This window comes from Roseateles sp. P5_E4 (assembly GCF_054049255.1).
Window position 1 is genome coordinate 228,755 of sequence record NZ_JBFUMS010000007.1, and the last position, 15,191, is coordinate 243,945.

At 66.9% G+C, this 15,191-nt stretch carries 15 protein-coding genes; 11 read left to right on the plus strand and 4 right to left on the minus strand.

The genetic code is table 11. The features are described 5' to 3' along the window. The first annotated feature begins 1 nt into the window (after position 1). The 4 genes from yidD (at position 2) to ACXJLH_RS15680 (ending at position 3,794) form a co-directional block, all read left to right on the plus strand. Entirely contained in the window at positions 2-289 is a 288-nt protein-coding gene (gene yidD / locus ACXJLH_RS15665) for a membrane protein insertion efficiency factor YidD (protein ID WP_457388756.1), read from the plus strand. Further along, positions 282-2,003 (plus strand): membrane protein insertase YidC, encoded by a 1,722-nt coding sequence (gene yidC / locus ACXJLH_RS15670; protein WP_457445080.1) that lies wholly within the window; start codon positions 282-284, stop codon positions 2,001-2,003. Before yidD ends, yidC begins: the two co-directional genes overlap by 8 nt. A 199-nt stretch (positions 2,004-2,202) precedes the next feature. Further along, positions 2,203-3,567 (plus strand): tRNA uridine-5-carboxymethylaminomethyl(34) synthesis GTPase MnmE, encoded by a 1,365-nt coding sequence (mnmE, locus tag ACXJLH_RS15675; RefSeq protein ID WP_457445082.1) that lies wholly within the window; start codon positions 2,203-2,205, stop codon positions 3,565-3,567. Between the two features lie 53 nt (positions 3,568-3,620). Further along, positions 3,621-3,794, plus strand: coding sequence for a hypothetical protein (locus ACXJLH_RS15680; protein WP_457445084.1), 174 nt, complete (start codon positions 3,621-3,623; stop codon positions 3,792-3,794). Here ACXJLH_RS15680 and ACXJLH_RS15685 read toward each other — a convergent pair whose 3' ends face one another. Genes ACXJLH_RS15685 through ACXJLH_RS15700 form a run of 4 tightly spaced genes read right to left on the minus strand, consistent with a single transcriptional unit; the run spans position 3,795 to position 7,017 of the window. Then, entirely contained in the window at positions 3,795-4,715 is a 921-nt protein-coding gene (locus ACXJLH_RS15685) for an SMP-30/gluconolactonase/LRE family protein (RefSeq protein ID WP_457445086.1), read from the minus strand. Next, positions 4,705-5,175: an acyl-CoA thioesterase gene (locus tag ACXJLH_RS15690; RefSeq protein WP_457353482.1), complete on the minus strand. Its 471-nt coding sequence runs from the start codon at positions 5,173-5,175 to the stop codon at positions 4,705-4,707. The genes ACXJLH_RS15685 and ACXJLH_RS15690 overlap by 11 nt, the downstream gene beginning before the upstream one ends. Before the next feature lie 16 nt (positions 5,176-5,191). Further along, positions 5,192-6,253 (minus strand): aldose epimerase family protein, encoded by a 1,062-nt coding sequence (locus ACXJLH_RS15695; protein ID WP_457445088.1) that lies wholly within the window; start codon positions 6,251-6,253, stop codon positions 5,192-5,194. After that, positions 6,253-7,017 (minus strand): SDR family NAD(P)-dependent oxidoreductase, encoded by a 765-nt coding sequence (locus ACXJLH_RS15700; protein ID WP_457326003.1) that lies wholly within the window; start codon positions 7,015-7,017, stop codon positions 6,253-6,255. The genes ACXJLH_RS15695 and ACXJLH_RS15700 overlap by 1 nt, the downstream gene beginning before the upstream one ends. A 217-nt stretch (positions 7,018-7,234) precedes the next feature. Between ACXJLH_RS15700 and ACXJLH_RS15705 the strand changes: the two genes are divergently transcribed. The 7 genes from ACXJLH_RS15705 to ACXJLH_RS15735 all read left to right on the plus strand — a co-directional run bounded on the left by ACXJLH_RS15705 (position 7,235) and on the right by ACXJLH_RS15735 (position 15,084). Further along, on the plus strand, positions 7,235-8,164 hold the full coding sequence (locus tag ACXJLH_RS15705; protein ID WP_457445090.1) for a dihydrodipicolinate synthase family protein: 930 nt from the start codon (positions 7,235-7,237) through the stop codon (positions 8,162-8,164). 75 nt (positions 8,165-8,239) lie between these two features. After that, the gene (locus tag ACXJLH_RS15710) at positions 8,240-9,619 is read left to right on the plus strand and encodes a family 43 glycosylhydrolase (protein WP_457445092.1); all 1,380 of its coding nucleotides are present in this window, start codon (positions 8,240-8,242) and stop codon (positions 9,617-9,619) included. 7 nt (positions 9,620-9,626) lie between these two features. Next, complete coding sequence (locus ACXJLH_RS15715; RefSeq protein WP_457445094.1) at positions 9,627-11,522, plus strand: glycoside hydrolase family 97 catalytic domain-containing protein; 1,896 nt, start codon at positions 9,627-9,629, stop codon at positions 11,520-11,522. A 29-nt stretch (positions 11,523-11,551) separates the two neighbouring features. Then, the gene (locus ACXJLH_RS15720) at positions 11,552-12,304 is read left to right on the plus strand and encodes a FadR/GntR family transcriptional regulator (RefSeq protein ID WP_457353504.1); all 753 of its coding nucleotides are present in this window, start codon (positions 11,552-11,554) and stop codon (positions 12,302-12,304) included. A gap of 170 nt (positions 12,305-12,474) precedes the next feature. Then, positions 12,475-13,455 (plus strand): LysR family transcriptional regulator, encoded by a 981-nt coding sequence (locus ACXJLH_RS15725; protein WP_457353506.1) that lies wholly within the window; start codon positions 12,475-12,477, stop codon positions 13,453-13,455. A 118-nt stretch (positions 13,456-13,573) separates the two neighbouring features. Further along, positions 13,574-13,927: a hypothetical protein gene (locus ACXJLH_RS15730; RefSeq protein ID WP_457353508.1), complete on the plus strand. Its 354-nt coding sequence runs from the start codon at positions 13,574-13,576 to the stop codon at positions 13,925-13,927. After that, positions 13,924-15,084, plus strand: coding sequence for a hypothetical protein (locus ACXJLH_RS15735; protein ID WP_457445095.1), 1,161 nt, complete (start codon positions 13,924-13,926; stop codon positions 15,082-15,084). The genes ACXJLH_RS15730 and ACXJLH_RS15735 overlap by 4 nt, the downstream gene beginning before the upstream one ends. Positions 15,085-15,191 lie beyond the last annotated feature (107 nt).

Consider the following 15,191-nt stretch of genomic DNA (forward strand, 5'->3'; position numbering starts at 1 on the left):
GATGGCCATCGTGCGCGGCTACCGCCTCATGCTCAGCCCCTGGCTGGGCAACGCCTGCCGCTTCGAGCCGACCTGCTCCCGCTACTCGCTGGGCGCGCTTGAGAAACACGGTGCGCTGGCCGGCAGCTATCTGACCGTCCACCGCATCCTGCGCTGCCAGCCCTGGTGTAACGGCGGGCACGACCCCGTGCCTGACAATCCGCCGCGGCTGTTTTCCCGCCTCCTCTCTCTCCCCGTGGCGCGCGCCTCCTGCGCGTCCTCTTCCTCGTCCGAGTCTCCTCATGACTGATATTCGCCGCACCGTGCTGTGGGTGGTGTTCACGATGTCTCTCGTCCTGCTCTGGGACGGTTGGCAAAAGCACAACGGGCATCCCTCGATGTTCAGCCCGACGCCCAAGACCGTGTCGACGGCACCGGCCGGACCTGCGTCGTCTGGCGTACCGGCAGCGACCGCTGCTGGCGGCACGGCTGCTGCCCAGGCGCCCACGGCCGCCGCACCGGTGGCCGCGCCGTCCGAGCAGATCACCATCCGCACCGACGTGCTGACGGTCACGGTCGACACCCTGGGCGGCGACATCGTCCGCGCCGAGCTGCCCAAATACCTGACGTCGCCGGACCCGACCGTCACCGACCAGCTGCTGCAGATGGTGCATCTGCAGAAAAAACCCGAGTTCACGCCCCAGCCGGTCGTGCTCTTCAATGAGGGCCAGCACTACCGGGCCCAGACCGGCCTGGTCAGCGCCCAGGGCCCGCTGCCTGCCCACACCACGCCGATGACGGCGGTGGCCGGCGAGCGCGAGCTCAAAGAGGGCCAGAACGAGGTCAAGCTGCGCCTGGAATCGGCCGAGGTCGGTGGCGTCAAGCTCATCAAGACCTTCACGTTCAAGCGCGGTGTCTACACGGTGGGCGTCACGCATGAAGTCGTCAACCACGGTGCCGCGCCCGTCACGCCGCAGGTCTATCTGCAGTTGGTGCGTGACGGCAGTACCGTCACCGGCGGCGCGGCTTTCACGCCCAGCTTCACGGGCCCGGCGGTCTACAACAGCAACACCAAGTTCAAGACGCTGAAGTTCGAGGACATCGACAAGGGCAAGGTCGACATCGAGAAGCAGGCCAACGACGGCTGGGTTTCGATGGTGCAGCATTACTTCGCCAGCGCCTGGCTCGTCAATGAAGCCGGCAATCGTGAGTTCTTCGTGCGCAAGCTACCTGGGCAGGCCGGCGTGCGCGGCGACGCCTACGCCACCGGCATGGTTTTCACGCTGCCCACGCTCGCACCCGACACCAGCGCGACCCAGCAGGCCACTCTCTTCGCCGGCCCGCAGGAGGAAAACAACCTCTCAGCACTGGCGCCGGGCCTGGAGCGCGTCAAGGACTACGGCATGCTGACCATCCTGGCCGAGCCGTTGTTCTGGCTGCTGGACAAGCTGCATGGCTTCATCGGCAACTGGGGCTGGACCATCGTTGCCCTGGTGCTGCTGCTCAAGATCGCGCTGTACAGCCTGAACGCCAGCGCCTACAAGTCCATGGCCCGCATGAAGGCCGTGGCGCCCCGCATCAACGAGATGAAGGAGCGCCTGAAGGACAAGCCGCAGGAAATGCAGCAGGAGATGATGAAGATCTACCGCGAGGAGAAGATCAACCCCATCGGCGGCTGCCTGCCCATCTTCCTGCAGATGCCCATCTTCATGGCCCTGTACTGGGTGCTGCTGTCCACCGTCGAGATGCGCCAGGCGCCGTGGACGCTGTGGATCACCGACCTGTCCGTGCGCGACCCCTACTTCATCCTGCCGCTGCTGATGATGGCGTCCAGCCTGTTCCAGGTCTGGCTCAACCCGCCGGCCGCCGATCCCATGCAGCAGAAGATGATGTGGATCATGCCCGTGGCCTTCGGCGTCATGTTCTTCGTCTTCCCGTCCGGCCTGGTGCTGTACTGGCTGACGAACAACATCCTGTCCATCGCCCAGCAGTGGCTGATCAACAAGCGATTGGGCGTGAACTGAATCACGTGAATCTGCACAGCCCCCGCACCCGGGGGCTTCTTTCTGCCCGGGGTTAGCAGTTCAATGGCTTCGCGGGGCAGAGAACACCGGCCCGGACGGGACTCACGAGAGCGCCCGAACCGAGCCTCCCCCGCGCCAACCTCTGATGCAGCCGCTCCTTCGAGCGGCTGTTTCTTTTTGCGCCGCGACAATTGCATTCATGCTCGCTCGTCACGCAGACACCATTGCTGCCATCGCCACCGCTCCCGGGCGCGGCGCCGTGGGCATCGTCCGCGTGTCGTCACCACAAGGCCTCGCGCCGCTCATTGAAGCCGTCTGCGGCCGCGCGCTGAAACCTCGCGAGGCGACCTACCTGCCGTTCCGCGATGAAGCCGGCGCGGCCATCGACCAGGGCCTGGCCCTGCACTTCCCGGCGCCGCATTCCTATACAGGCGAGCATGTGCTGGAACTGCAGGCCCATGGCGGCGCAGTCGTCATGCAGCTGCTGCTCGCTCGGGTCATAGCGGCCGGCGCAAACGTGCGCCTGGCCGAACCAGGCGAGTTCACCCAGCGCGCCTTCCTGAACGGCAAGCTCGACCTCGCCCAGGCCGAGGCAGTGGCCGATCTCATCGATGCGAGCACGGAGGCTGCGGCGCGCAGCGCGAGCCGGGCGCTGGGCGGCGCGCTGTCGCACGAGGTCGGTGTGCTGCGCGACCAGCTCATCCAGCTGCGCATGCTGGTCGAGGCGACGCTGGACTTTCCCGAGGAGGAGATTGACTTCCTTGAGAAGGCGGACGCCTTCGGCCGTCTGGATCGGCTGGCTGCGCAACTGAGGGAAGTGCAAGCTCGAACTCGCCAGGGCGCGCTGCTGCGCGACGGCCTCAAGGTGGTGCTCGCCGGCCAGCCCAATGTGGGCAAGAGCTCGCTGCTGAATGCACTCGCCGGCGCCGAGCTCGCCATCGTCACGCCCATTCCCGGCACGACGCGCGACAAGGTCAGCCAGACCATCCAGATCGAAGGCGTGCCCCTGCACATCACCGACACCGCCGGCCTGCGCGATGCGACGGCCGACGAGGTCGAGCGCATCGGCGTGTCGCGATCCTGGGACGCGATCGCGGACGCCGACGTCGTGCTCTTCCTGCACGACCTGGGCCGCGTCGGCCAGCCGGACTACGAGGCCGAGGACGAGCGCATCCGCGCGCGGCTGCTCGGTGTGGACGCAAGCCGCATCGTGCAGGTGTTCAACAAGGCCGACTTGGCTCGAGCGCCCGAAGGCGAGATTGCGCTGAGCCTGAAGACGGGAGATGGCCTCGAAGCGCTGCGCCAGCGCCTGCTGCAGACGGCCGGTTGGCAAGCGGTGCCCGAAGGATTGTTCATCGCTCGCGAGCGCCATGTGCAGGCCTTGGCGCGCACGGCAGAGCACCTGGCCTTGGCTCGCGAAGTTGCCGCTCAGCGCGACGCCGCGCTGGATCTGCTCGCCGAGGAGCTGCGTCTGGCCCACGATGCGCTGGGTGAAATCACCGGCGTGTTCTCGGCCGATGAGTTGCTCGGCGTCATCTTCAGCAGCTTTTGCATCGGCAAGTAGTCCGACGCCGCCTTTGCTGCGTTGTGGACGCACGCAACGCAAGAGGAGGTCGCATGCGACGCCTTCAGAACTCCAGCTTCACGACCGAAGCCGCACCGCGTCGGCTCACGCCGCAGGCCAAGCCCGTCGCACTTGTTCCGCCGCGCGACGAGATGTGGCGCTCGCGCCGCGTGCTGTCGGGGTCCGACTGGATGGACGCCTGGGTGCAGAAACCCGGCAAGCGGTGATCAGGCGTCGTTGAACAGCGGGTCGGGCAGGTAGAGGCCGGGCTCAATGGTCATGCCGAACAGGCTGCCCGACAGCGGGCGGGCCATCAGGTCGGCGGTGCTGAGGCCTTCGCGGGCCGTCGTGACGAGGATCTGGTCACCGGCCGGGCCGCCAAACGCGGGGCAGGTGACATTGCTGACTGGCACCGAATAGCGCCCCAGCAGCCGGCCGTCGGGCGCGTAGCGGGCCACCGCCGCGTTGCCCCACTCGGCATTCCACAAACAACCCTTGGCATCGATGACGGAACCGTCCGGCCAGCAGTTGTCGTCGAATTCCTTCCTCGCGAACAGGCGCGGCTCGCTGACCTGGGCGCTGTCCGCGTCGTAGTCGCAGACCATCATGCGAGGGGTGGTCGTGTCGCAGTAGTGCATGCGCTTGCCATTGGGGCTGAAGCAGATGCTGTTGGAGATGCTCACGCCGTCCAGCGCCAGCCGGCGCAGGCCGTGGGCCAGCGAGTACTGGTAGAAGCTGCCGATGCGCTGGCGCGGGTTGGCTTCGTCCAGCGTGCCGAAGACGAAGTTGCCACTGCGGTCGCAGCGGCCGTCATTGGCACGCGTGGTGGGCAGGTGGGCTTCCAGTGGCGTGAGGGTCTCGGGCTCGGCAGCGATGCTGCCGGTGGCATGCAGGTCGGGTAGCGTCAGGCGCGCGAGGCGCTTGGCCATGGCCAGGATGATGGCGCCGGAGCGGCCATGCACGAAGCTGCCCACGCGCTCGGGCAGGCGCACCTGCAGCGTGGCGCTGTCGCCCGGGGTCCAGGCGTAGATGCAGGCGCCTTCGATATCGGTCCACCACCAGCGGCCACTCGCGGCATGCCATTGGATGCCTTCGCCAAGGTTGTTGGCCAGGGCAAGGGCGAGGGCGAAAGGGTGTTCAGCTTGCATCGGGTGAGGCTTCCAGGCTTGCGCGAGCCTGCTTGCGGGCGATGGCCGCCGCGTGGCGGCGGCGCTCGTCGGGAGTGAAGGGGCGCAGCGGCGCCACGGCCACCGGCTTGTTGTCGTCGCCCACGGCCACCATCGTGAAGTAGCAGCTGTTGACGTGGCGCGTCTCCTGCGTGCGGATGTTCTCGGCCACGACCTTGATGCCGACTTCCATCGACGAGGTGCCGGTCATGTTGACGCTGGCCAGGAAGGTGACCAGCTCACCGACGTGGATAGCCTGGCGGAATATCACCCGGTCCACCGACAGCGTCACGACATAGCGGCCGGCATAGCGGCTGGCGCAGGCATAGGCGACCTGGTCGAGCAGCTTGAGGATGTTGCCGCCATGGACATTGCCGGCGAAGTTGGCGGTATCGGGCGTCATCAGCACCGTCATCGTCAGTTGGTGGGCGGGCAGGTCCATGGCGTTCTCTTAGCGGTCAGGAGAAGCGATGGATTGTGGTGCTGCGCCACACCTCGCCGGGCCTCAGCACGGTGGTGGGCCAGGCGCTGCTGGCTTCGTGGTGCGGTGAGTCGGGGTTGTGCTGGGTCTCCAGGCACAGGCCGTCGCCCTGGCGGTAGATGCGTCCGCAGGGACCGCACAGGCTGCCGTCGAGGAAATTGCCGGAATAGAACTGGATCGCCGGCTCGCTGGTCAGCATGTCCATGCGGCGGCCGGAGTGGGGGTCTTCCAGCGTGGCGGCGGGGCGCAGGCCGTCGGCATCCAGCTCGCCGTCGAGCAACCAGTTGTGGTCATAGCCCTTGGCGCGCAGCAGCTGCGGGTACGCCTGGCGGATGCGGGCGACGATGGCGGTGGGCGAGCGGAAGTCGAAGGGCGTGCCCTCGACCGCGGCGTGGCGCTGCGGGATCAGGTGCTCGTTGACCTCGCTGTAACGCGAGGCGGGAATGCACAAGCGGTGGCGCAGCGCGCTGCCCTCGCCGGCCAGGTTGAAGTAGTTGTGATGCGTCAGGTTGACGACGGTGGCGCGGTCGGTCGTGGCTTCGTAGTCGATGCGCCAGCTGTTGTCCGTCGCGCTCAGCGAATAGCGCACGCTGACCTTGAGCTCGCCGGGGAAGCCCTGATCGCCGTGCGGGCTGGTGAGGGTGAACAGCAGTGCCTCGGCCTCGCCGGCGCGGGGCTCGACGGGCTCGGCAGCCCACAGCCGGTGGCCGAAGCCCTCGGTGCCGCCGTGCAGGCAGTTGGGGCCGTTGTTGCGGGACAGCGTGTGGGTTTCGCCGTCCAGCTCGAAGCTGGCGCCGGCGATGCGATTGCCGTAGCGGCCGACGATGGCGCCGAAGAAGGGGTTGCGAAGGGCGTAGTCGGTGAGGTTGTCGAAGCCGAGCACGACGTTGTCGATGCGGCCCTCCCGATCCGGCACCCACAGGCCGTTGACGATGCCGCCCAGCGTGATGGCCGTCAGCGCCAGGCCCAGTCCGTTGGTCAGCGTGTATTCATGCACCGGCCGGCCGTCGGCCAGCACGCCGTAGTCGCGGCGCTGCATCACGCCCACCCGCCGTCGACGATGAAGTCCTGCGCCGTGCACATGGCGCTGTCGTCGGCCGCCAGGAACAGCGCCATGCTGGCGATGTGCTGCGGCATCAGCGGCGCGTCGATGCACTGGCCCTTGGCGATCTCGACCTTGGTCTCTTCGGTGACCCAGAGCTTCAATTGCTTCTCGGTCATCACCCAGCCGGGCACCAGCGTGTTGACGCGGATCTTGTGCGGGCCAAGGTCGCGTGCCAGGCAGCGCGTCAGGCCCTGCGCCGCCGCCTTGCTCGCCGTGTACGCCGGCATGCCGCCCTGCTTGAGCATCCAGCTGATGGAGCCGAAGTTGATGATGGAACCAAAGCCCGCCGCCTTCATGTCTGGCAGCACGGCTTGCGCAGTGAAGAACTGGTGCTTGATGTTGACGGCCACGCTGGCGTCCCAGAACTCGGGCGTCGTCTCTTCGACGGCGTGGCGCTTGTCGTTGGCGGCGTTGTTGAGCAGCACCGTGAACGGGCCGCTGCGCTCGCGCAACCCGGCGATGGCCCCGCGCAGGGAATCGACGTTGGACAGGTCCGCCGCCATGAACTGAGGCGCGTGGCGCGAACCAGCCAAGCGGGCCGCGAGCGCGTTGCCCTCGTCGGCGGCCAGGTCGATGAAGGCCACCTTGGCGCCCTGTTCGGCAAACGTCTCCACCAGCGTTTCACCGATGCCGGTGGCCCCGCCGGTGATCAGGACGCCGCGGTCCTGGAGGCTGGGGTAGCGGGCGTAAGAACTCATCAGACTGTCTCCTGCGATAGGCGGCCCAGCTGCTTTGGCCGGGCGGTAGATGGATTATTAGTCATACTATTTTGTTTGCAAAGCCGGCGAATCTCGGGTTAACCCCGATAATCAAGGGTAAATAGTCATACTTTAATGAGAGGCATGCCGGCGATGACAGCCAGCCTTGCGCCGCCTGCCGGCGCTTGAACCAACTTCAGAGACAAGGGCCCGCACCATGAGCGCCTCCACCAGTCGTCCTTATCGCGGCGTCTTCCCCGTCGTACCGACCATCTTCCACGCCGACGGCACGCTGGACGTTCCCGGCCAGCTGCGCTGCGTCGACTTCATGATCGACGCCGGCTCCACGGGCCTGTGCATCCTCGCCAACTTCTCCGAACAGTTCGTGCTGTCGGATGCCGAGCGCGAAACGCTGACGCGGGCCATCCTGGCGCACGTGGCCGGCCGCGTGCCCGTCATCGTCACGACGACGCATTACTCCACGCAGATCTGCATCGAGCGCAGCAAGCTCGCGCAGGACCTCGGCGCAGCCATGGTCATGGTCATGCCGCCGTACCACGGCGCCACCTTCCGCGTGTCCGAAGGCCAGATCGAGAGCTTCTACCAGCGCCTGTCTGACGCGATCGGCATTCCCATCATGATCCAGGACGCCCCGGTGGCGGGCACGCCGCTGTCGGTGCCTTTCCTGGCGCGCATGGCGCAGAACATTGCCAACGTGAAGTACTTCAAGCTGGAGATGCCGCAGGCCGCCAGCAAGATGCGCGAGCTGATCCGCGTCGGCGGCGCGGCCATCGAAGGCCCGTGGGATGGCGAGGAAGCCATCACGCTGCTGGCCGACCTGGACGCCGGCGCCACCGGTGCGATGACGGGCGGCGGCTTCCCCGACGGCATCCGCAAGATCTTCGACGCCTTCCATGCCGGCGACCGCGAGGAAGCCGTGGTCCAGTATGGCCGCTGGCTGCCGCTGATCAACTACGAGAACCGCCAGGGCGGCATCCTGACCGCCAAGGCGCTGATGAAGGAAGGCGGCGTCATCAAGAGCGATGCGCCGCGCCACCCCTTCCCCGAGATGAGCCCCGAAGTGCGCGCCGGGCTGCTGGACGCCGCCAAGCGACTCGACCCCCTCGTGCTTCGCTGGGGCAAGTAGCCCAACCCGACCGGCTGCGCCGCACGATGGTCGGCGTCCCGCGCCGCCGAGCTTCGGCGTACGGAGATGCATGTGATGCGATTGCTCCTGATCCTGTGTTCCGCGTGGCTCCTTGCCGGCGATGCGTGGGCATGGGAGCCGCAGGGCGACACGGGCGCGCATGACCCGACGCTGCTGATCCAGGGCGACCGCTGGTTCGTCTTCACGACCGGCCGTGGCCTGCAGCGGCTGGCGTCTGATGATGCCGGCACGACCTGGCGCCGCCTGGCGCCCATGTTCGGCGAGCCACCCGCCTGGTGGGCCGACGCGGTGCCCGAGCACAAGGGCCCGGACGTGTGGGCGCCCAAGCTCTTCCAGCATCGCGGCCGCACCTGGGTTCTGTATTCCATCTCCACCTTCGGCAAGAACCGATCGGCCATCGGCCTTGCCAGCAGCGACAGGCCTGACGGCGACTGGCGCGATGAGGGCCTGGTCGTGCAGAGCCGCGCCGAGGACGGCTTCAACGCCATCGACCCCGACCTCTTCGTTGACACCGACGGCAAGCTCTGGCTGAGCTACGGGTCGTTCTGGGGCGGCATCGAAGCGCCGACGATTGCCCGCCATGGCGACTGGCTTTATCTGTTCGCCTCCTACGACCTCTGCTGCCGGGGCGCGCAGAGCACCTACAACATCCGCGTCGGCCGCGCTCGGAACGTCGAAGGCCCCTACCTCGACCGTGACGGCAAGGACCTGATGGATGCCGACGGGCGCTGGTATACCTACTTCGCGGCCAGCGAGCGCGACGACATCTGGAAGCTGCGCATGTACGTGCTGGAGTGCCAGGGCGACGACCCCCTGCGCGACGCCTGGGTGGAGCGCGGCCAGATCGTGACGCCCGAGGAAGGTTTCTCGCTGGACGCGACGCCCTTCGAGCACAACGGCCGCCGCTACCTCTGCTGGGCGCAGAAGAGCCCGCCGATGGAAAGCAATCTCTACCTCGCCGAGATGGCCAACCCGTGGACCTTGAAGTCCGAACCCGTCGTCATCACGCGGCCCGACCTGGCCTGGGAGCGCATCGGCTTCTGCGTCAATGAGGGCCCGGCTGTGCTCAAGCGCAATGGCCGCATCTTCATCGCCTACTCGGCTGCCGCGACCGACGCCAACTACTGCATGGGCCTGCTGTGGGCCGACGAGAACGCCGATCTACTGGACGCCAAGAGCTGGAGCAAGTCGCCCACGCCGGTCTTCACGACCGACGAATCTGTGAGCCAGTTCGGCCCTGGCCACAACAGCTTCACGACGACACCCGACGGCAGGACCGACCTGCTGGTCTACCACGCCCGCAATTACCGCGACATCGTCGGCGACCCGCTGAACGACCCCAACCGCCACACGCGTGCGCAGGCCTTTGGCTGGCGCGACGACGGCTTCCCCGACTTCGGCGCACCCGTCGCCGATGGCCTTTACTCAATCTGAGATCGATATGCGCCTCATCGCTTCGTTCATGCTCGCCATCCCTGCGCTCGCCCAGGCCTTGAACAGCCCCGACGGCCAGCTCCAGGTCGACGTTTCCGTCAACACCGAGCAGCAGCTCGTCTACACGGTGCAGCGCGCCGGCCAACCCGTGCTGCTGGCCTCGCGCCTGGGCCTGGTGCTGGAGCAGGGCGACTTCGCCAACGGCCTCAAGCTCGTCGCGACCTCGCCCGTGAAGGCCCACCGCGAGCAGTACACGCTCGCTGCCGGCAAGAAGAGCAGCATCGACTACCGCGCCAATGAACAGCGTTTCACCGTCGCCAACTCCGCCGGCCAAAGGCTTATCCTGACCCTGCGCGCCTCCAACGACGGCCTGGCGCTGCGCTACACGGTGGACGGCCCCGGCCGCAAGCAGTTCAAGGACGAGTTGACCAGCTTCGCCTTCGCACCCGAAGCGCGCGCCTGGCTGCAGCCCATGGCGACCGCCAAGTCGGGCTACAAGCGCGTGAACCCGTCCTATGAAGAGCACTATCAGATGGGCATCGCCGTCGGTACGCCGTCGCCCATGCCGGCCGGCTGGATTTTTCCGGCGCTGTTTCGCAGCGGCGCCAACTGGGTGGCGTTGACCGAAGCCGGCATGGACGGACGCTTTCACGCGTCGCGCCTGCAAGCCGACTCGACCGGCGGCACCTACCGCATCGGCCTGCCCGACCCGAGCGAGGTCTTCACCGGCGGCCACCTGCTGGCGCAAGTCGATGGGCCGCTGACCACGCCCTGGCGCGTGCTCGCCATCGGCCCGCTGAAGACGGTCATGGAGTCCACCCTCGGCACCGATCTCGCCGCCCCCGCCATACCCTTCGACAAGGCCAGGCTCAAGCCCGGCCATGCGTCCTGGAGCTGGGCGCTGCTCAAGGACGAGGCCACCGTCTTCGACGTGCAAAAGCGCTTCATTGACTACGCGGCCGACATGGGCTGGAATTACACGTTGGTGGACGCCGAGTGGGACCGCCAGATCGGCGATGCCAAGATGAAGGCGCTGGCCGACTACGGCCGGACCAAGGGTGTCGGCCTGCTGGCCTGGTACAACTCCGCGGGCGACTGGAACGACACCCCGCAGACGCCTCGCAGCATGCTGCTGACGCGCGCCGACCGGCAGCGCGAGTTCGCGCGCATGAAGACCATCGGGGTGAAGGGCTTGAAGGTGGACTTCTTCGGTGGCGACGGCGCCTCCATGCAGGCCTACTACGTGGACCTGCTGAAGGAGTCCGCGGCGGCCGGCCTGCTGATGAACTTCCACGGCGCCACGCTGCCGCGCGGCTGGAGCCGCACCTATCCCCACCTGATGACGGTGGAAGCGGTGCGCGGCCTGGAGTTCACGACCTTCACGCAGGAAGACCAGGACGCCGTCGTCACGCACGCCGCGATGCTGCCGTTCACGCGCAACCTCTTCGACCCCATGGACTTCACGCCCATGGTGTTCGGCGACGTCCCCAACATCAAGCGCGCCACGCGCAACGGCTTCGAGCTGGCCGAGAGCGTGCTGTTCCTGTCGGGCATCCAGCATTTCGCCGAGACGCCCGAGGGCATGGCCACCGTGCCGGCCTATGTGAAAGGCCTGCTGCGCGAGCTGCCGCGCCACTGGGACGAGGTGCGCTTCCTGGACGGCGAGCCGGGCAAGTTCGTCGTCATCGCCCGCCGCGCCGGCAAGCAGTGGTTCGTCGCCGGCTTGAACGCCGACGAGCAGCCGCGCGAGATTTCGCTGGACCTGGGCTGGCTGGGCCGGGCCGAGGGCCAGCTCATCACCGACGGCGCAGGCGAGCGCGAGTTTGCTGAAAGCAAGCTCGCCGCACCGGCGGCCAAGCTGACGCTGGCACCCAAGGGCGGCTTTGTCGCGCGCTTTCGATAATGAAGGCTTTAGCAATCGGCCTGGCGTCCATGCGAACCCGAGCAGACCACTCCACCTACAGCGCCCAGACCGAGGGCAAGAGCCAGCACGGCCGCATCGTCAGCGAGCTGGGGCTGTCCATCGTCGGCGGCGAACTGCAGCCCGGCGACAAGCTGCCGCCCGAGGCCCAGCTGCTGGAGCGCTACGAGATCAGCCGCCCCGTGCTGCGCGAGGCCGTGCGCGTGCTCGTCGCCAAGGGCCTGGTGGTGTCGCGCCAGCGCGCCGGCGCCATCGTGCGGCCGCGCAACGAGTGGCATCTGCTGGACCCGGACGTGCTGTACTGGCTGATCCAGTCCCGCCCGCAGCGCGACTTTGTGCAGACGCTGCTGGAAGTGCGCCAGATCTTCGAACCCGCCGCCGCCGCGCTCGCGGCCCGCGCCGCGACGGACGAGCAGCTCGCATCCATCGCCACCGCCTACGCAGGCATGGCGGCCGCCAGGACGACCGAGGAGCTCCTGGAGCCCGACCTGGCCTTTCACCGCCGCATTGCCGAAGCCACGGGCAACGACCTGCTGGCCTACATTGGCAACATGCTGTCGCTGGCGCTGCGCGAGTCCATCACGCTGTCCAGCCAGCTGCCCAACACGCACGAGCTCTCGCTGCCGCGCCACAAGGCCATCCTGACCGCACTGCAGGCCCGCGACCCGCTCGGCGCCCGTCAGGCGACGCTGGTTCAGCTGGACGAAACGGGCGACGACATCAACAGCGTCTTGGCCAACGACGGCAGAGTCAATCTTGCGTGACATGAAGCCCCTCGCCCAAGGCGTACCTTGGCCGGTCCCCCGCGGGGACGGCGATGCTTGCCGGATTGACCGGCAAGCACATCGCCAGATCGGGCCGGCTAGGGAGCGGCCCGGCGCTCGGCCCGACGCAATGCACTACAGCCGCCGCGAACGTGGAATGGACGACTGACATGGCCCGCCAAGATGACGATGACAGCGGCGGCCTGACCGACGCCAGCCCCAACCCCAACTGGTTCCTGCGTGCGCGCCTGAAGACGCGCCAGCTGCTGCTGCTGATTGCGCTCGACGATGAGCGCAACATCCACCGCGCCGCCGAGGTCCTCTGCATGACCCAGCCGGCCGCGTCCAAGCAGCTCAAGGACCTGGAGGACATGCTGGACGTGAAGCTCTTCGAGCGCCACCCGCGCGGCATGGAGCCCACGCTCTATGGCGAGACCATGATCCGCCACGCCCGCATGGCGCTGACGTCGCTGTCCGCCGCCCACGACGACATCGTGTCGCTGAAGAACGGCCTGGCCGGGCAGGTCGAGGTGGGCGTCATCATGACGCCGGCCATGGGCCTGCTGCCCCGCGCCATCTCGCGAATCAAGCTGCAGGCGCCCAAGCTGCGTATCGGCGTGCACATGGAGAGCAGCAAGCAGCTGGTGGACATGCTGCAGCGGGGCAAGCTGGACTTCATGATCGGCCGCATCGTCGAAGAGCAAAACGCCGCCGGCCTGCACTATGAGGAGCTGACGGTCGAGCCCGCCTGCGCCGTGGCGCGCGTGGGCCACCCGCTGCTGAAGGAAGACAACCTCAAGCTCGCCCATCTGGCCGACCAGCCCTGGATCCTGCCGCCCACGGGCAGCGTGCTGCGCCACCGCTGGGAGCTGATGTTCCGCCGCGCCGAGCTGGAGCCGCCGGCCAACAACGTCGACACCACGGCCCTGTTGCTCATCACGGCGCTGCTGCAGCAGACCGACTCCTTGCACGTGATGCCCGTGGAGGTGGCGCGCTATTACGCGTCGCTGAACGTGCTGGCCATCCTGCCCATCGACCTGCCCTGTCACATGGACGCCTTCGGCATCATCACCCGCGAGGGGCACCTGATGTCCCCGGGGGCGCGCCAGCTGCTGCATGAGGTCCGGTCGGCGGCACGGGATTTGTACTGATTGGCGCTTCGCGCCCAGGCGCCCGCATCCACTAAGTTCCGGCGCGCACCACAGATCTGAGGATGACGTCCTCAGGGGCTGAACGCAGCATGGCCGCCACCCACTGATGGAGGCCCCCATGCTTAGACAGTCCGCATCTCCCGTCGAATTCGAATTCAGTCGCTCAGGCGGCACCATCGTTCTGGCCCAGCTCGACATCTGGCAGCCTGGCGCCAACGACTGGACGCTGGTCGCGACCCAGCCTTTCAGCAAGGCCAAGCGTCCGAGTGAGAGCGTCGCTCTGAAACTGCCCAAAGGCAGCTACACGTGCGTCTTCCAGTGCTTCGTGCAGGAGTCTCTCAACGGTAAGTACGGCTTCACGTTCGCCGTGGCGGGCCAAGACACCTATGCCGACGGCGGTGACGTGAACACCACAGCGGCAAAGGACGACACCAAGGCGTTCAAGGACCAATTTATCCTGGAGGTCGCATGAACCCCTCCGCGCGCTTCATGGTGCTGCCCGGCCTGCTGCTTTCGGTCGCTGTAGCGCAGGCTGAAACGGCACAGCAGGAGATCTTCAGCAAAGGCGGTGCGACATGGGCCAGCCTCACCGAAGACACTGGTGCCGGCGCAGTGGCCGCAGCGGGCATGCTGGGCATTGCAGGCGACTCCGTTGCTACTGTGGAAAACGTCAAAGGTCTCGTGGCATCGCTTAAGGGGCTCAACGTCGGAGGTAGCAAAGGCGCGCTGGCCCTTGGCATCACCCCGGCACGTACGTCGTTCGCGCCGATGAACCTCAGCACCTACGCCGGGTACGGCAGCCTTAACGCGACCGTGGCCCGCATCCTGGGGTCAACCACGGTGGGATATGCCCAGGGGCAGAGCCAAGTGTCGGCAGTGGACTATGACCGCCGGGCGCTGTCTGTGCAGACCACTTGGTTTCTGCGTGCGAGTGACGATCCGGTGCTGGCTGTGGCTGAAGCGGCGGAATCGTGCAAGGTCTTCGATTCGAGCAAGCCGAAGCCAGCTGCGCCAACGGCCGTGACGCCCGGCCCGGCAGGTGCCGCCGCCAAACCGGCTGAGGTCGATCCTGCCGAATCGAAGGCCCGGTTCGCGGATTGCACGAAAAAAGCGATAGCTAACTTGCGATGGAACCGCTCGCTCGCTTCTTTGTCGGTTGCACGAGGTTGGATACGTCGCAGCGACGGCAGCGCCCCTGAACTCTCTATGGGCACCGCCCTGACGGCCAACTTGACGCTGGGCTTCAACCCCGCCGTCGGCTGGTTTGACCAAGGCCTCGCGCTGACTCTGGGCTATCGCCATACACGCAATGAACCTGTGCTCGCGACATTGGCAAATGCCGCTCCGGAACGGCGCCGTACCCAGCTTGCACTTGTTCGCGTGACAGGAGGCAGCGACGAGTCGAGGTTGTTCGCCGAGTTGAGCAATGCCCGGCGGGAGAAGGTGACCGAGAGCCAGCGGGCCTTCAAATATGCGGTGGGTATCGATACCCGATTGATGCCGGATGTGTGGCTCAACCTGCGACTCGGCAAGCAGCGGACCATCACCGGAGAGAAGCTGGAGACCGCCAGTCTGCTTTCGCTCAGCTGGAGCCCCAAGGCATTGATGAACGTCGGCACGGGGCCTTGACCTGCGCAAAGCCCGTTTCGGGCTTTGCGCGCATGAGACGCTGCACGGTCGTTGCTGAAAGACCAAGGCGCCTGCAAGTGCGTTCGTGGCGGTCGCGCGACCCAGCG